Consider the following 15,127-nt stretch of genomic DNA (forward strand, 5'->3'; position numbering starts at 1 on the left):
ACTCTAGTTTTAAAGTAATTTAGCCATACAACGTATGGTTGCATGGCTAAATTATATATTTCTTTTTATCTGTCTTATTGTAGACCGAAATTACGAGAAAGATCTTCGTCATGTCTAGCAACAGCTTCTGCAGTTTTATTAAGCTGCATATTAATTTCTTGTAATAACTGTGCGAAGTTTTGTACTTTTGGCTTTAATTGATTGAACTGTTGGTCAAAACCTTCGAAAGCACGACCTTCCCATTCTCCTCTTAATTCATTTTGTAAGTTTTGTAGTTGACGTAAAATGTCCTCAATTTGATTTGCACCTTGTCCATATCGAGTAGCTTTCGATTTAAGTTCCTCTGGTGACATACGAATTTGTCCTGCCATTATTAAATCCCCCTTAAAATTTAAAAATAGTAAAATTAACCAATAATCAATTCTACAAATTGATTATATCAATAATTTAAAAATTTCTAAACAAAAAAATGATATTTTTCCAAAATTTCTCTTTTACTATAATAACGATATATTGTATAATAGTAATTTATTTATTTTTAAGCATACACTATCAATCTACTATAAAATAAAGGCAAACCATCTATTTTATATATTTATAAAGACTTATTGGCTTTAAATTCCAGCGATAAAGTAGCCACTAAATCATTATTTTCTCTTCTCCCATTCCGACTATAATACTCACTTCAAAGTCATAATTACCTGCCTTTCAACAAACCCAAACTCTTCGTACATCTCTTTTGCAAAATTCCCAGCAAATACATTCAACCTAATTTCTGAATACTTCTCCTTTAATTCCTTAATACCAGCTTCCATCAGTTCTCGCGATAATCCTCTCCCGCGATATTCTGGGAAAACGTACAATTCATATATAAATCCAAGTTTTTCACGAGAAAAATAGTCTGTATTTTCCCCTATTAATATCCATCCCATTACTTTATTTTCTTCTTTAATGATTAAATAGTATGCTCCTTTTTCTACAATCGGCTTTGTAATTTCAATCGCTTTCTCGGTACTTAATTGACAATTCCCTCTCGTCCCTTCAAAAAGCGATTGAGCCGCATATTTTAATATTTCATTGGTATCTTCTTGATTCGCCTTAATTATCATTTTTCACAACTCCCCTTGAATAATAGGCATTACTATCCCTTGTTCAAGATTCTCCGCTTCCATAACAATTGCCGTTAATCCTTGTTCTGTACTTGTTTCATGAAGCTCTCCCTTCTCCCAAAACACAGCTTGTCCCGCCTCTATCTTTACCTTTTCCTTATTTGCCCCACACACATATCCTACTCCGTCCACAATAAGAAGCAGTTGAGATACAACTGCTTCATGACATCCGATTATTCCATTGGCTTGTAAATGCATAGCACCGATATGTACATTTCCTTGATGGTTTACTATTTTCGACATGATGAAATTAGATTGAAATACTGATAAGTGCTTTCCTACTTTTTCACTAAAATCAAAAGTTTTCATTACTAGTCCTCCTTATACGTATAAAACCATCCTTACTGTCTGCATCATATGTCCTTCAAAGTCTTCTTCAAATTGCTCTAATTCAGCAAAACCTTTCGCTTCATAAAAGCGTTTTCCTTTTTCATTTGCAGCTTCTACATGTATGTACAATTTCCGTATCCCATTTAATGCCTTAATCCCTCTTTGTAATAAAGCACTTCCGATCCCTTTTCCTTGCTGATCTGGTAACAAATAAATTGCCCCTAATTCCGCTTCGTTTTGTAGTCTAACAGGTGAAAAGTTCGCAAATCCTATTACTTCTCCCTCTTCTTCCGCAACGAATAAATGTGTATTTTTAAGGCGATATTTCATTTTTTCATCAGAATATGCCTCGTCTAAAAAACTATCTTGAATCTCTCTCGGAATAATGCCTTCATATGTATCATGCCAAGCTATTTTCGCTACTGATTGTACAGCCTGAATATCTTCTTGCTTCATTTCTCTAATTATATATGTCATCTCGATGTCTCCATTCTCTTTAAATTATATTCTGCTAATATACTAGAAGAAACGGCAGAACCATTTTCATAATTGACCTTAATTAATTTTAACTTTTCAATCGAAGCTGTTGTAACATCAAAATTCTCATATATATACTCCATCACACTTAAAAAATGAGTTGAATTCAAATGATTCGCAATCGTACAATGCGGAACCCATTTTCCTGGTACATAATATGAATTTGAATTATCATGAAAAGTTTTGAAATGATCATGATAAAAATGATGAAGTCTCAATAAATCATCGGTAACAGTCGGCGCTAGAAAAACCGTACCGTTAGTAGGAAAAGTTCCAACAGAAGGAAAAGTGACTGCAGACATGTTTTCTTGAATAGCTACAAATTCCTTTAATTTTTCAATATACAAATTAACATCCAACTCATTATAATCCGCAATCGTTATATGAGGTTCTACTCCAGCTAATTGATTTGTTCCAATTACATTTGTTAATTTATTTTGTAATTCTGTAATTTTATTAGTAAACACACGATCAAATGTAGCAATGATAGCGTACAATCTTTCTCACCCCTTCGTTACACATAGCGCTTCCCATTCTTCACGAATCATGCCCATTCGAATAGAATCATAGTATGTTCCGTTATAATAACGACACTTTCGCATTCTACCTTCTAAGCTCATTCCTATTTTCTCTGCTACTTTCATCATTCGTTCATTGCCAGACCAAGTCGTGATTCCTACTCTACCAATCTCCATTTTTTCAAATAGCAAATCTCTATATAATTTTAATGCTTCTGTACCATATCCACCATTCCAGTATGTTGGCTCATAAATCACAACTCCCATCTCTAACCAACGCGTCGTTTTATATTCCCAATAAAACCCGACTGTCCCAATGATTTGACCGTTATTTTCTATAATTAAATTTGACAGTGGTTCTTCTTTCAAACGATTTTGCATCTTCTCTTTATAGGAAGAGTATTCTTGCATTGAGAACGGGAAATATGGCGCATCCCATTTCTTCCATTCTGGGCTTTCTTCTTTAAATATGATATTCCATAATGTTTTTATATCCGATTCTTCTATTGTACGAATTGTAACTTTCTTCCCCTTTAATACAACGTTTTGCATAATTCCCTCCTGCATTCCTCTTTATTTCATATATAATTATAATGTTTTTTCAGAAAAATCAAAACTAATATCATATATTATATTGTATAATTTTGTTATTAGATACCAATTATTGATTTAGAAAGCTGGTGATTCAGTGAATAATCGATTTAGTATTGCTTTATTTCTCACTATTGTTACCACAAATATTATTCTATATTTCTTCTTACCATCAAATATTGTTACGAAATGGGACTTCAATGGAACGCCTACATCAACAATGGATAAAAGCACTTTTGTAATCGTAAATATAATTATATGTTCCTTCTTATTCTTTATATTTTTAGCTTTATCTAAAGCAGCGAGTAACCAGAAATTTCTCCATTGGATCGGCAACACAATATTACTATTCTTATTTTTTGTCGATATTGTCATCGCCCTCATTGCTCTTGGCTTTTCACTCCCTCTTGATCATTTCATATTTTTAGCATTAGGGCTTTTATTTATATTAATAGGTTATTTCAGTTCCAAAATTGATACGACTAAATCAACCGTTTCATTAGAATGGAATGATAAGCACCTTGAAAAAAGAGCTTCAAATATTAGTAGTATTTCAATGATGATAGCAGGGATTTTTTTAGCGATACTTCCTTTTATCGTTTCTGCTCCCTATAGAGGTTATGCTATACTAGCAATTCTTTTAGGAATGACGCTTATCATTCTGCCGACTACGATTTATTTACTTATTAAAGACAGCAAGCAGTCCACTAATTTAAAAGGTTAATTGAAATATGTGATTGTAAAATAGGTAATAAAAAATAGGAGGTTATCCCCTCCTATTTCAGCTCAATATATTATTTCCCTTTTTATTCACCTCAAGCAAAATCCCTTTCTCTATCCAACCCTCTACGCCATCTTTTTTAATTAAATCATATCCTGAACAGCTATCATCAATGAGAGAAACGATATCTCCCTTCCTAACGCTTATTTGCGCACAAGAAATATCGGTTTTCACTGTATATTCACCTGACTCAAGTTGTTTCATATATTCATTTTTTACAGTGAGCAAATTATTCGTTTCCTTTTGCTTACATACGGTGTAATCTTGCATCTTCTCGATAGGCTCTATGTAATAATACGGATATGTCACTCCGCCCTGCATTTCTGAATTCGCATTAAAATCCGCTATTACTTCATACTGTGGGAAATAGTCTACATATGTATAAGAAAATGTATCGCCCGTTTGTTTCCTCTGAATAATAAATGCATTTAATTGTCCTGCTTCTTTAATTGCATTTCCTCCATCAATTGCAATAATTTTTTTCTCCTCATCAACAACTGGATTGTTAGACGGTGCTTCTTCAGAATAGTTCACGACTGGCCAATGACCAACTATTACATACTTATTTGCTTTATGTGATTTATAAAAAAACTCCGGCATTGCTATCGCATTTTTGCGCTCTGTTTCTTTCCAATCTACTCTATCTTCTAGCCCTGCATGCACAAAAATATAATCTTCTGTTTCAATCGCTGTTGGCAACTCCGTTAGCCAATATAGTTCTTGTGAAAATTCACTTAGCAATGCTTCTTTCACTTCACGAATTGAAGTACCTTCATGAACTGAAAAATCCAATTGCTCTAGCCATTCATTAAAAATTGAATGCTTCCTCGTACATAAATAATTAATAAGACGAGGATTTTCATTTAGAAGAGCATCAACTAAAACTTCACAATTCCCTTCAACAACGTGAACCTTTGAATTGTTCTTTACAAGATTCATAACGTAGTTTACTACACCTACGCTATCTCGTCCTTTCTCGCAAAGATCTCCATTAATAATTAAATAATCTTCATCTTTAAAGTTAACTTTATGTAGTGCTTCTTTTAAAAGATTTAATTCTCCATGAATATCCGATATGACAATAACTCTAGCATCATTAGGGATTGATAGTTTCTTTATTTTTTTCAAGTATAAGCGCTCCAATCATTCTCTTTATTATTACTTAAAACAATTCGATCCAATAACACTATATAACCTTTTCAAATACATATACCATAACTTACAACCTATTTACGGTTCAATAATAACTTGAGAAATAATAATAAGAAGAAGCTGTTCCCAACTTTTCGAGACAGCTTCTTCTTATTATTTATAATTCTTTATGAAAAGAATAACTCACCTTATCATACCCTTCTCTTTCATAAAAACGATGAGCATCAATTCTTGAAAATGCTGACGTGAGGGTGATAGACTCACATCCGTTTTCCTTTCCCCAGTTCTCTATATACGAAAGTAATACATTTCCATGTCCTTTTGAACGATGTGCGTCTGCCGTTACAAGGTCATATACGAAAACGTGCTTCTTATTATAAAAGTTCGTACAAATCGCTACACCTGCAAGGCTAACAACTTCATCATCTTCATTACGCAGCGAGAATAGTTTATAATTTTCTTCTTTCATATTTCGAAATAAAGTGCCTGTTTCCTCTTTTGAAAGTTGTGTTCGTAATTGCTGTAAAACAGGTAATACTTCATGTAATTGCTCTTCTGTTACTACTTCTTTAACATTCATTTTTAACTCTCCCTTAACTATTTATTTAATTTTCTAAATGTTATATCATTATTATAGAAAGTGACTGCCCTTTACTTAAGTGGCAGTTTAAGTATTTTTTATAAGGTCAGTTTTAAAGGAGAGTTTTATATGGATTTTACTATCCCATTGCAATTACAAAGTAACACACCTATTTACTTGCAAATTTACGAATATATAAAAGCTGAAATTATACAAGGGACTATTTCTGTTGGCACACGTCTACCCTCACACAGAAATTTAGCATCACAACTTAATATTAGCCGCATTACTGTTGAATCAGCTTATCAACAATTATTAGCTGAAGGTTATGTAGAAAGTAAACCGAAACGTGGTATTTTTGTAGCAAATTTCGATATTGACGTTATCCCAAATAAAAAACGAAATGCAGCAAAGAAGACGAGCAATTTGATAGACGAAAAATTCGAATACGATTGTAGCCAAGGGCTTATTGATCAAAATAAATTTCCGATTACAAATTGGAAACGGGCATTACAAGAATCCATACTTACATACGAAAATGCACTATTTGCCAAAGAAGACCCTCAAGGTGAATTCGCTCTTCGAGAGCATATATCAACATATTTATATCATTCTCGCGGTGTACATTCTTCACCTAATCAAATTGTGATCGGTGCCGGAACGCAGCCACTTCTCTGGTTACTACTTCAACTGCTTGGCCCTACAAAAGAATACGGCATTGAAAACCCTGGATTTCACCGTATACACGCAATCATTAAAAGCTGTGATAGACAAATCCATCCCATACCATTGGATGAAAAAGGGATTAATATTTCTAGCTTATACAATACAAATGCCAATGTCGCATACGTTACACCATCACACCAATTTCCACTTGGGATTATTATGCCTTTACCTAGAAGGTTAGAATTGTTAAAGTGGGCTAATGATTGCAATGGATACATTATTGAAGATGACTATGACGGAGAGTTTCGCTACGCTGGTAAGCCGATTCCTTCTTTACAAAGTCTTGATTCAAATGAACGCGTTATTTATATGGGGACTTTCTCAAAATCTTTTTTACCTTCTTTACGAATGGGATATGTTGTTTTACCACCACATCTTTTAAAAATATATCAAGAACTGTATGGAATTTTTAAACAAACAGTGGCTACAATACAACAACTTGCTTTTGCTAACTTTATACAAAGCGGGAATTGGGAACGTCACCTTAATCGGAGTCGTACACTATATAAAAGAAAACATCATGCGTTAGTAAAATCCATTATGAAAGAAATGGGGGCTAATGTTCAAATTCTTGGCGAACAGTCCGGACTTCATATTGTTTTATGTGTACATAACAGTATGAATGAAAATGAACTGATTGAATCCGCTAAAAAACAAAGCGTTAAATTATACCCACTTTCTCCATATGATTTCATGAATGATTTACGCAAGGAATCATATGTATTACTCGGTTTTGGTAGTATTCCGGAAAATAAAATTGAGACGTTGGCTACATTATTGAAAGACGCTTGGTTCCCTAGTTGCAAGGAAACTTGTTAACAGTGGGTTTAACTTGTAACATACTAACAATTCAACAAAATAAAAAAGAAGGTTGTTCCAAAATAACTTTTTGGACAGCCTTCTTCTAGTTACTCACCTGACCTAGCTTTCCTTCCCGGACGTTTCACACCAGTCGTTTCTGTTGAATAGGAAGCTTCAATTATAGCGGTTGGATCTACAGAGAGAACGAGATCTTTCATTTTCGGATAAATGAATCGGTTTGTAATGCAATAAATGATTCTCTTATGCTCCCCTAAAAAACCACCTTCTCCATGTAGATACGTAACAGATAGTTGCAATTCTTTCATAAGTAAATCGCCTATTTCTTTATTCTTACCAGAAATAATCATAACGCTCTTACCTTGATTAATACCATCTAATATAAAATCAATCATCTTCGTAACAATATAGAAAATTGCTAATGAGAACATCGCTTGTTCGATTGAAAATAAAATTGCAACAAAGATGAAAATAACTGCATTTACTGCAAGTAAAAATGTACTAATTGGTACATTAAAGTGTTTATTCATCCAAACTGCTAACATTTCCGAACCGTCAATTGCTCCACCCATTTTAACAACAATCCCAACACCAATTCCGAACAGCACTCCACCATAAAGTACAATTAATAACTCAGAAGTCGTAATTGCTGGAAATGGTTTTAAATAAATTAATCCGAGTGTTGTAACTACATTCGCATAAGATGTACGGATAAAAAATTTCTTTCCCATTACTTTTGCAGTAAATAATAAAATTGGGATATTAATTCCTAAGAAAACGCCATAAAGCGGCAATCCTGCAACTTTATTTGCCATAATAGCAATAGCCGTTACCCCGCCATCTACTAATCCATTAGGTGCTAAAATAAGCTCTAATGAACCTGCTACTATAATTGAGCCAATTGTTAATAATACGTATTCAAATACTTTCTTCATTCATTACCCCCAAAGCTTATATATTTTCTTAGTATTATTTTAACGTAATTTTTCTGCTAAGACAAAGATATCAGTTTATATACACAAAAGTTTCACCTTTATCGCTATTTTTATGTAACACATTTAGCGCGTAATACTAGAAACACACTTACCAATTAAAAGTAAGTGTGTTTTTAACATCTATTTAATCTTTACGTACGGCTTCATTTTTAATTCAAGTATTTCCTCAACTGCCCTTTGATATCCACCAGCATTTCTAAGCGACTCTCCCACTTTACGACTATTTTCCTTAAACGTCACATCATCCATTACTTTCTTTACAGTCTCACATAACAATTCAGAAGTTAACTCGTTACGATTAAGTCTTATGCCTGCCCCTACTTCAGTCAATCGTTTTGCAACGAATGGCTGATCTCCTGTTACCGGAATTACAACTAATGGAACACCGTAATATAACGCTTCACTCGAACTATTCATACCACCATGTGTCACGAATACATCAGCATGCTGTAAAACTTCTAATTGCGGGACATAATTATACAACTTAAAGTTTTTCGGGATATTTTCAAATTGACTTATATTTATCTTCTTACCAACGACTAATACGACTGTCGCATCTACACCTTTAAACGCTTCAAAACACTTTTCATACAGAGCAGGTTGCTCATTAAAAACTGTTCCCATAGAAATGAAAATTACTTTTTCATTTTTTAAATCTTCAGTAGGAAAACTCCCCACTTCTTTTCGAGTAGCAATTGATGGACCTACAAATTTATACGATTCATCAAATACATCTGAACGCGGCTGATATTCTTTTGAAGTATATACAATCGTAATATCACCAGGATGGTTCATAATATCATACATACTATTACATTTCATTCCATACTGCTTATTCCATCTTTCCATTCCCGCTAAACAAGATTGATATAATGGATTCATTTCATCTACTTGTCTCGATTCTTGCCCATCATGAAAATTAATGTACTGATTAACAGCAAACGTTGTACAAGATGAAACGCTTGGTAATTGTAAAATATTCGCTATAATACGTCCTACTGGAAAATGATTATCATATATTAAATAATCGTATTTTTCCTCTTTTGTTTCCTCTACAATTTGAGTAACAATACGCTCTGATGCTTCAATCATATGAGATAGCATCGTCAAAGGGCTCCCACCTTCATTTACTCGTTCCATAATATTAATTTGAGAGAGAAAATTCTCAAACACTCGGAATTCCGCACCTGTTGCTTCAACCTTCTTTCTATAATCTTCAATACAATAAGAAACAACTGTTTCCCCTCGCTGAATTAACTCACTTACAATAGCTAAAGTCGGATTAATATGACCTTCCCCAGGGAAATTTATTACGAGTACATTTGCCATAATATTCTCTCCTATCCATTTAATATAATAAAATTAACAATTAATTATATTAATTAATTTAAATCTATTATAAATGAATGCATTCTACTTCTTCATGCTTTTCTCTTCATTTTATTATTGAGAAATATTTTCAATAGTCTACATTATTCTGATTCACAATCTTATAAACGAATGCTTAATTCTACTTTTACTCTTCATAGCTTTAAAGATACGAGCTTTACATTCAAATACTATCACTCTGTTTTTTTTGACAATTCACACAAAAATGGAGAAATATAATATTTTTAATAAGTTCTCACTATAAATGTAACTATGATTTCAATTTTTTATCTTTATCCCCATAACACATCACCTGTTATATAATAAATTTATAGAATTTACAGAAAAAGAGGTCTTTTCATGTTACAACAACTATTCAATTCACCTATTCTATCCGTTCAAGCCTTGCACCCAGGTTATGAAGATCATGCAAGTGATGTTTTTCTCGTTCAAACAGAAGATACAGAAGTTATCGTTCGTGCTTCTAAAATGAATGAAGAACCAAATAATGATTTTTGGTGGGGATGTAAAAATTTATTTGGAATTGATCCAAGGAACGTCCATCATTTAGAAACGGTACATACATTGTTGCAAGAACATACGAATCTTCCTATCCCAACAATATTAGAAAAACATGTTTTAAATGGCCGTGAATTTGTGGTGGTTGAAAAGTTAGTAGGTAACACAGTTCAATCTTTTATCGAGCAACCAGATTCTATTTTATTCAGCCTAGGAAAAGGACTTGCAGAAATACATAAATTTAAAGCCGATTTCATAGGAAATCCGTCAGGCACGTCCCAAGTTCCACTAGATGAATTCCAATCACATATTTTAAACGTAAGTAAAGAGCTTGTGAATATGTTTTATTCTGATGATGAAAGCATACAAAATGCATTCCCTACCTTTGAATCACAACTTTCTTCCCTGTCCGTACCAAAGGAATCTACACTCGTCTTAATTGATATGGATCCTACTCAATTTTTATCTGACGGTACAACTATTACGGGTTTAGTAGATACTGAAGCTTACGCTGTTGCTCCGCGAGAGCTTGATTTTATCGGACTAGAATATGTACTTACCGAAAAAGAAGCACATGCCTTTCAAAGTGGTTACGAAACAATTATGTCTATTCCTCACTTAGAAGAATATAGACAGCCTTATCGTTATTTATACCGACTGTTATCTGTGCAAGGTAATGTGGAATTAAAGAAATGGTTAAGTCACCCATCCTATTTTTAAATACGAATGAGAGGGATTATACAATGGATATTCGGAAAAAGCGTTCTGTAACAGAAAGTGAAATACAGCAAATGAAGGATTTGGCTTATATTTGCGGGCAACAAGACAACCTTGATTACTCTTCAGATTTACATATCAACTTTTTAAAAAATCGAAATGAAGATTATATAAACGATTTTCTTCTTTATAACGGCACTCAATTAATTGGCGCTTTAAATATGTATGATTTTGAAAGACCAACAAAGCTTGAACTAATAGGCTTTGTACATCCTCATTTTAGAAAACAACGTTTCGGAACTATCCTTTTACAAACTGCAATGAAAGAAATACAAAATAGAGAGACAGATGAAGCTCTTCTTATTATCAATGGGGATTCTATTTCTGGGAATGAATTTGTAAAACATATGAAGTTACCATATTTATATAGTGAATATAGTATGGAGTTCAAGACAAACGAACTTCAAAAAACAACAGATAATAATATACAGCTTACTCTTGCAACTTCAGAATCACTTCTTGATCTTATTGAAATTTCTAGTAAAGCTTTTGGTGATTCAGTAGAAAATACGGCTACATGGTTACAAAAAATGATGACTTCACCTTCTCATAAAGTTTACAGTGCTCTTGTCGATAAAAAAATGATAGGAACGATTACAGTTACTGAGCAAGATCATTCTACTATATTATCAGGATTCGCTGTCCACCCTTCCTATCAAGGTAAAGGCTACGGTAAAGCTATTTTAAACTATATGACACATAAGCTCTTCACAAATGGTGCTACAACAATTGAATTACAAGTTGAAACAAAGAATAACAATGCTTTGAAGCTTTATACACAATGCGGTTTTGAAATTATGATGAAGCATGATTATTATAATTTAATGAATAGCAAGGAGAATATTTATGTCTAAAAAACTTATTTATTCTAATTATGATATTTTCGCATCTATTTATAATAAACATTGGGGGCATTTTTCTGAACACTCCTATCCAGCTTTTGAACAACTCGTTTTACAATATGCACAACCACGTTCTCATATTTTAGATCTTTGTTGCGGGACTGGTCATCTTACTAGGAAACTACTTGATCATAATTTTGTAGTAACTGGTATAGATGGTTCTACTCAAATGATTGAGTATGCACGTAAAAATGCGCCAGATGCAACCTTTATCGTCAATGACGCTCGCTATTTCAATATAAATGAGCAATTCCACTACGTCATCTCTGCCGGTGATAGTTTAAACCATATTATGAATTTAGATGAACTAAAAAGTGTGTTTCAGAAAGTTTACTCCGTATTACATAACGAGGGTATATTCGCATTTGATATGAATATGGAAAAAGGATTTCTTAAAAACTGGATTGCTTCATTTCATATTTCAGAGAAAGAATATGTTTGTACGATTGATTCTACATATAATAATGAAAATAAAAAAGCAGAAATGAACTTTATACTATTTCACCATGACATAGATAATAATTGGACAAGAAGTGACTTTTCTTTTGAAGAAGCTTGTTATTCCAATGAAGAAATAATTTCTTCATTGGAATCCGTAGGTTTTAAGAACATTCAATTCCACGGTACAAATAGAGCATTTTTCACTTGCCAAAAATAAAAAAACTGAATCGAAATGATTCAGTTTTTTCTTAATATATTTACAACTGCAGTTGTTTCGTCATTTTCTTTATAGACACGCGGAATTCTTCTATCTAGCATACATGTAACTTCATAGTTTATTGTACCTAACATATCCGCTATTTCTTCTACTGCGATATTTTCTTCACCTTGTTTACCGTAGAATACTACTTCGTCTCCTACTTGTACTGGCATCGCTTTTGAAACATCCAGCATTAACTGATCCATACAAACACGGCCGATAACAGGTACTCGAATCCCGTTAATTAACGCATAGCCTTTATTAGATAATTGACGATTATAACCATCAGCATAACCAATTGGTACAGTCGCAATCCATTCTTCACCAGTTGTTACATACGTATTCCCATAACTTACACCGCGATTCTTCTTCGCATGTTTAATATGAGCTACTTTTGATTTTAACGACAACGCAGGCTGTAAAGAAACGATTGTATGATCCACTTCTTTTGACGGATACATACCGTATACTCCTATTCCAACGCGTACCATATTTTGAAATGTGTTACTTAATTCCATTGATCCTGCACTATTTGAACTATGAATATATGGTATTTGAATTCCTAATTCTCTCGCTGTATTAACAGCTTTTTCAAATAAACTTGTTTGCATATTCGTATATGATTTATCGATTTCATCTGCCGTAGAGTAATGCGTAAATATCCCTACTACCTCTACATACTCCATACGGTTTAATTCTTCTAAAAATGGTTTAACCTCTTCTTCTTGTAAACCGATACGACTCATTCCTGTATCAATTTTCACTTGAATTTGTACTTTCTTTTGAAGACGGTTTGCAATTTCATTTATACCATGTAAATCTTCTACTCTATAAACAGTCATCATAACGTCATATTGAATTACATCTTCTACAGCCGCAACTGGTGTGTATCCTAAAATTAAAATCGGCACAGTAATTCCTGCTTCTCTTAATTCTATCGCTTCATCTACAAATGCAACTGCAAGTTGATTTATTCCTGCTTCAATTGCAGCTTTGGCAACTTCAACTGCCCCATGGCCATACCCATTCGCTTTTACAGCAGCCATCATCTTAATTTTTTCATCATTTACATGTTTTTTAAATTCGTTTACATTATGTTTTACAGCATTTAAGTCAATTTCTACAATTGTATCTCTTCCATATTTCAAACTCATTGGTCTAACTCCTAACTCAATAATTGCATTCCATTCTATTTCACGTTTCATATGACCTTTTACAATATAATACTTTTCATTATGCTAGTCAAACTACTAGAATTTTCGGAATTTTGAGTATGATATAATATCCTCAAGAAACTATTATATACGGAGACGAGGAGAATTACAATGTTTGTTCAATCTGCATTACATCAACTAAAAGTTGCTATTGATACTTCTATTGATATGCTTAACCAATATAGTGAAAACGATTTAAAAATACAACCGATTCACTCAAAACGATCATTATTTGAAATGTATGCACATCTTTCTCTTATTTGTCATGCTGATTTACTCATTTTAAATGGTATTTCAGAAAAAGAATTACATACCTTTTATATAGAACATACGCCCGTAACAGTTGCTCACATGCAACAAACGATGATTGAAGGATACAACCTTCTCTCTAAAACATTTCTTTCCTACTCCCAAATAGAATTAGCAGAAGTTATGACTGCCTATTGGGGGATTTCTTATTCGCGCTTTGAATGGTTACTTGAAATCGTTGCACACTTTTATCATCATCGTGGACAAATTCATATTTTATTATGCGAGCATATGAAAGATCCTCGCATTCCTTTATTTGAGTGATTTTCCACTCATTCATTAATTATAAATAGAGAAGCTACAAAACCAATAAAAAGTATCATTCCTAATAAAATAAATGTTTGAGCATAACCTCCTATTTTCATAAGATAAATAGAAATGATAGGCCCTATACTAGTACCTAAAAATAAAATAAAAGTATAAATAGATACCGCTATTCCCCTTGCTTTCCCTCCTAATTGACCTACAAGAGAAACTAAAGACGGAACGGATATAGCAATACCTATTACAAAACAGACACTCATCATTACAAGTAGAAATAGATACGAAACAAAGCCCATTGAACTTAGACTAAAAATAGCAATCAACAATCCTCCTTGAAGAACTTTCCTTATTTCAAACCTCTTTGTTAAACGACCTGCAAGTGGTGACAGCAACATACCAAACAGCCCTGCTAAGCGAAAATAAAGGATTTGTTCCGCAGTTAAATTGTAAGTAGGAGAGCTCAAATAATTCCCTAAAACAGTATACATATTAACAAAAGCCATTAATAAAACGAATGCAATTATATAGCTTAATACTAAGCTTTTATTTGTAAAAACTTTACCCATCTGTTTAATTGGTCCCAAAATATCAGTATAGGATTGAGACGTCTCTCCTTTCGGAAGAGAATAATAAACCCATATAGCAGTACTTATATAGACAATGCTAAGAAGAAAGAAAACCATATGCCATCCAAAATGCTGACTAACAGCAGTACTTATTACCTGCCCTACAATTCCAGCTACTAAAAAACCGGTACTAACAAACCCTATTGTTGTAACCCTTTTTTCTACTGGGAACATTTCTACAACGTAGGCTAACGCTACTGGAGAAAATGTAGCTGCGGCTATCCCCTGTATACCTCTATAAATAACAAGC

At 33.1% G+C, this 15,127-nt stretch carries 18 protein-coding genes; 6 read left to right on the forward strand and 12 right to left on the reverse strand.

Annotation, left to right across the window (positions count from 1 at the left end; genetic code table 11):
* Nucleotides 1–74 precede the first annotated feature (74 nt).
* The 6 genes from MR160_RS09780 to MR160_RS09805 form a co-directional block, all read right to left on the reverse strand.
* The gene (locus MR160_RS09780; protein WP_000918601.1) at nt 75–371 is read right to left on the reverse strand and encodes a WXG100 family type VII secretion target; all 297 of its coding nucleotides are present in this window, start codon (nt 369–371) and stop codon (nt 75–77) included.
* A gap of 309 nt (nt 372–680) precedes the next feature.
* Complete coding sequence (locus MR160_RS09785; protein WP_000584237.1) at nt 681–1,109, reverse strand: GNAT family N-acetyltransferase; 429 nt, start codon at nt 1,107–1,109, stop codon at nt 681–683.
* Between the two features lie 3 nt (nt 1,110–1,112).
* Nucleotides 1,113–1,478, reverse strand: a complete 366-nt coding sequence (locus MR160_RS09790) for a cupin domain-containing protein (RefSeq protein ID WP_000846433.1) — start codon at nt 1,476–1,478, stop codon at nt 1,113–1,115.
* Nucleotides 1,479–1,490: 12 nt separating this feature from the next.
* A complete protein-coding gene (locus MR160_RS09795; RefSeq protein WP_000221053.1) occupies nt 1,491–1,976 on the reverse strand; it encodes a GNAT family N-acetyltransferase in 486 nt (161 codons plus the stop codon).
* On the reverse strand, nt 1,973–2,533 hold the full coding sequence (locus tag MR160_RS09800; protein WP_000270898.1) for a 2'-5' RNA ligase family protein: 561 nt from the start codon (nt 2,531–2,533) through the stop codon (nt 1,973–1,975). Before MR160_RS09800 ends, MR160_RS09795 begins: the two co-directional genes overlap by 4 nt.
* Before the next feature lie 6 nt (nt 2,534–2,539).
* Entirely contained in the window at nt 2,540–3,106 is a 567-nt protein-coding gene (locus tag MR160_RS09805) for a GNAT family N-acetyltransferase (protein ID WP_017763061.1), read from the reverse strand.
* Between the two features lie 136 nt (nt 3,107–3,242).
* Between MR160_RS09805 and MR160_RS09810 the strand changes: the two genes are divergently transcribed.
* Complete coding sequence (locus tag MR160_RS09810; protein ID WP_017763060.1) at nt 3,243–3,869, forward strand: DUF1648 domain-containing protein; 627 nt, start codon at nt 3,243–3,245, stop codon at nt 3,867–3,869.
* A gap of 57 nt (nt 3,870–3,926) precedes the next feature.
* Here the strand turns inward: MR160_RS09810 and MR160_RS09815 are convergent, their stop codons facing one another.
* Both MR160_RS09815 and MR160_RS09820 read right to left on the reverse strand, forming a co-directional pair.
* Nucleotides 3,927–5,054 (reverse strand): metallophosphoesterase, encoded by a 1,128-nt coding sequence (locus MR160_RS09815; RefSeq protein WP_000721390.1) that lies wholly within the window; start codon nt 5,052–5,054, stop codon nt 3,927–3,929.
* A 181-nt stretch (nt 5,055–5,235) separates the two neighbouring features.
* Complete coding sequence (locus MR160_RS09820) at nt 5,236–5,658, reverse strand: GNAT family N-acetyltransferase (RefSeq protein WP_001101124.1); 423 nt, start codon at nt 5,656–5,658, stop codon at nt 5,236–5,238.
* A gap of 129 nt (nt 5,659–5,787) precedes the next feature.
* Between MR160_RS09820 and pdxR the strand changes: the two genes are divergently transcribed.
* Complete coding sequence (gene pdxR, locus MR160_RS09825) at nt 5,788–7,203, forward strand: MocR-like pyridoxine biosynthesis transcription factor PdxR (protein WP_017763059.1); 1,416 nt, start codon at nt 5,788–5,790, stop codon at nt 7,201–7,203.
* An 89-nt stretch (nt 7,204–7,292) separates the two neighbouring features.
* Here the strand turns inward: pdxR and MR160_RS09830 are convergent, their stop codons facing one another.
* Both MR160_RS09830 and MR160_RS09835 read right to left on the reverse strand, forming a co-directional pair.
* Nucleotides 7,293–8,138 carry a YitT family protein gene (locus tag MR160_RS09830; protein WP_000755126.1) on the reverse strand — a complete coding sequence of 282 codons (846 nt, stop codon included), beginning with the start codon at nt 8,136–8,138 and terminating at the stop codon, nt 7,293–7,295.
* A 180-nt stretch (nt 8,139–8,318) separates the two neighbouring features.
* Complete coding sequence (locus tag MR160_RS09835; RefSeq protein WP_242297278.1) at nt 8,319–9,527, reverse strand: macrolide family glycosyltransferase; 1,209 nt, start codon at nt 9,525–9,527, stop codon at nt 8,319–8,321.
* Between the two features lie 399 nt (nt 9,528–9,926).
* Here MR160_RS09835 and MR160_RS09840 point away from each other — a divergent pair, with 399 nt between their 5' ends.
* From MR160_RS09840 to MR160_RS09850, 3 genes are read left to right on the forward strand one after another with little or no spacing between them, the layout of a single operon-like run.
* Nucleotides 9,927–10,805, forward strand: coding sequence for a protein kinase family protein (locus MR160_RS09840; RefSeq protein ID WP_242297280.1), 879 nt, complete (start codon nt 9,927–9,929; stop codon nt 10,803–10,805).
* Nucleotides 10,806–10,828: 23 nt separating this feature from the next.
* Nucleotides 10,829–11,716 carry a GNAT family N-acetyltransferase gene (locus MR160_RS09845; RefSeq protein ID WP_000354633.1) on the forward strand — a complete coding sequence of 296 codons (888 nt, stop codon included), beginning with the start codon at nt 10,829–10,831 and terminating at the stop codon, nt 11,714–11,716.
* Nucleotides 11,709–12,422, forward strand: coding sequence for a class I SAM-dependent methyltransferase (locus MR160_RS09850; protein WP_242297282.1), 714 nt, complete (start codon nt 11,709–11,711; stop codon nt 12,420–12,422). The genes MR160_RS09845 and MR160_RS09850 overlap by 8 nt, the downstream gene beginning before the upstream one ends.
* Nucleotides 12,423–12,442: 20 nt before the next feature.
* Here the strand turns inward: MR160_RS09850 and alr are convergent, their stop codons facing one another.
* Nucleotides 12,443–13,618: an alanine racemase gene (gene alr / locus MR160_RS09855; RefSeq protein WP_014895227.1), complete on the reverse strand. Its 1,176-nt coding sequence runs from the start codon at nt 13,616–13,618 to the stop codon at nt 12,443–12,445.
* 171 nt (nt 13,619–13,789) lie between these two features.
* Here alr and MR160_RS09860 point away from each other — a divergent pair, with 171 nt between their 5' ends.
* Entirely contained in the window at nt 13,790–14,251 is a 462-nt protein-coding gene (locus tag MR160_RS09860) for a DinB family protein (protein ID WP_000497993.1), read from the forward strand.
* 8 nt (nt 14,252–14,259) lie between these two features.
* Here the strand turns inward: MR160_RS09860 and MR160_RS09865 are convergent.
* Nucleotides 14,260–15,127 (reverse strand): MFS transporter (locus MR160_RS09865; RefSeq protein WP_242297283.1); only part of this gene is annotated, 868 nt, incomplete at its 5' end.

The organism is Bacillus cereus group sp. BfR-BA-01382, assembly GCF_022663475.1.
Taxonomy (GTDB): domain Bacteria; phylum Bacillota; class Bacilli; order Bacillales; family Bacillaceae_G; genus Bacillus_A; species Bacillus_A thuringiensis_S.

Bases quoted from the DNA above. Each gene is read 5' to 3' on its own strand.
- MR160_RS09795 (WP_000221053.1), bottom strand. From the start codon at position 1,976: ATGACATATATAATTAGAGAAATGAAGCAAGAAGATATTCAGGCTGTA.
- MR160_RS09830 (WP_000755126.1), bottom strand. From the start codon at position 8,138: ATGAAGAAAGTATTTGAATACGTATTATTAACAATTGGCTCAATTATA.
- MR160_RS09850 (WP_242297282.1), top strand. From the start codon at position 11,709: ATGTCTAAAAAACTTATTTATTCTAATTATGATATTTTCGCATCTATT.
- MR160_RS09840 (WP_242297280.1), top strand. From the start codon at position 9,927: ATGTTACAACAACTATTCAATTCACCTATTCTATCCGTTCAAGCCTTG.
- MR160_RS09805 (WP_017763061.1), bottom strand. From the start codon at position 3,106: ATGCAAAACGTTGTATTAAAGGGGAAGAAAGTTACAATTCGTACAATA.
- MR160_RS09845 (WP_000354633.1), top strand. From the start codon at position 10,829: ATGGATATTCGGAAAAAGCGTTCTGTAACAGAAAGTGAAATACAGCAA.
- MR160_RS09835 (WP_242297278.1), bottom strand. From the start codon at position 9,527: ATGGCAAATGTACTCGTAATAAATTTCCCTGGGGAAGGTCATATTAAT.
- MR160_RS09860 (WP_000497993.1), top strand. From the start codon at position 13,790: ATGTTTGTTCAATCTGCATTACATCAACTAAAAGTTGCTATTGATACT.
- MR160_RS09785 (WP_000584237.1), bottom strand. From the start codon at position 1,109: ATGATAATTAAGGCGAATCAAGAAGATACCAATGAAATATTAAAATAT.
- MR160_RS09780 (WP_000918601.1), bottom strand. From the start codon at position 371: ATGGCAGGACAAATTCGTATGTCACCAGAGGAACTTAAATCGAAAGCT.
- pdxR (WP_017763059.1), top strand. From the start codon at position 5,788: ATGGATTTTACTATCCCATTGCAATTACAAAGTAACACACCTATTTAC.
- alr (WP_014895227.1), bottom strand. From the start codon at position 13,618: ATGAGTTTGAAATATGGAAGAGATACAATTGTAGAAATTGACTTAAAT.
- MR160_RS09790 (WP_000846433.1), bottom strand. From the start codon at position 1,478: ATGAAAACTTTTGATTTTAGTGAAAAAGTAGGAAAGCACTTATCAGTA.
- MR160_RS09820 (WP_001101124.1), bottom strand. From the start codon at position 5,658: ATGAATGTTAAAGAAGTAGTAACAGAAGAGCAATTACATGAAGTATTA.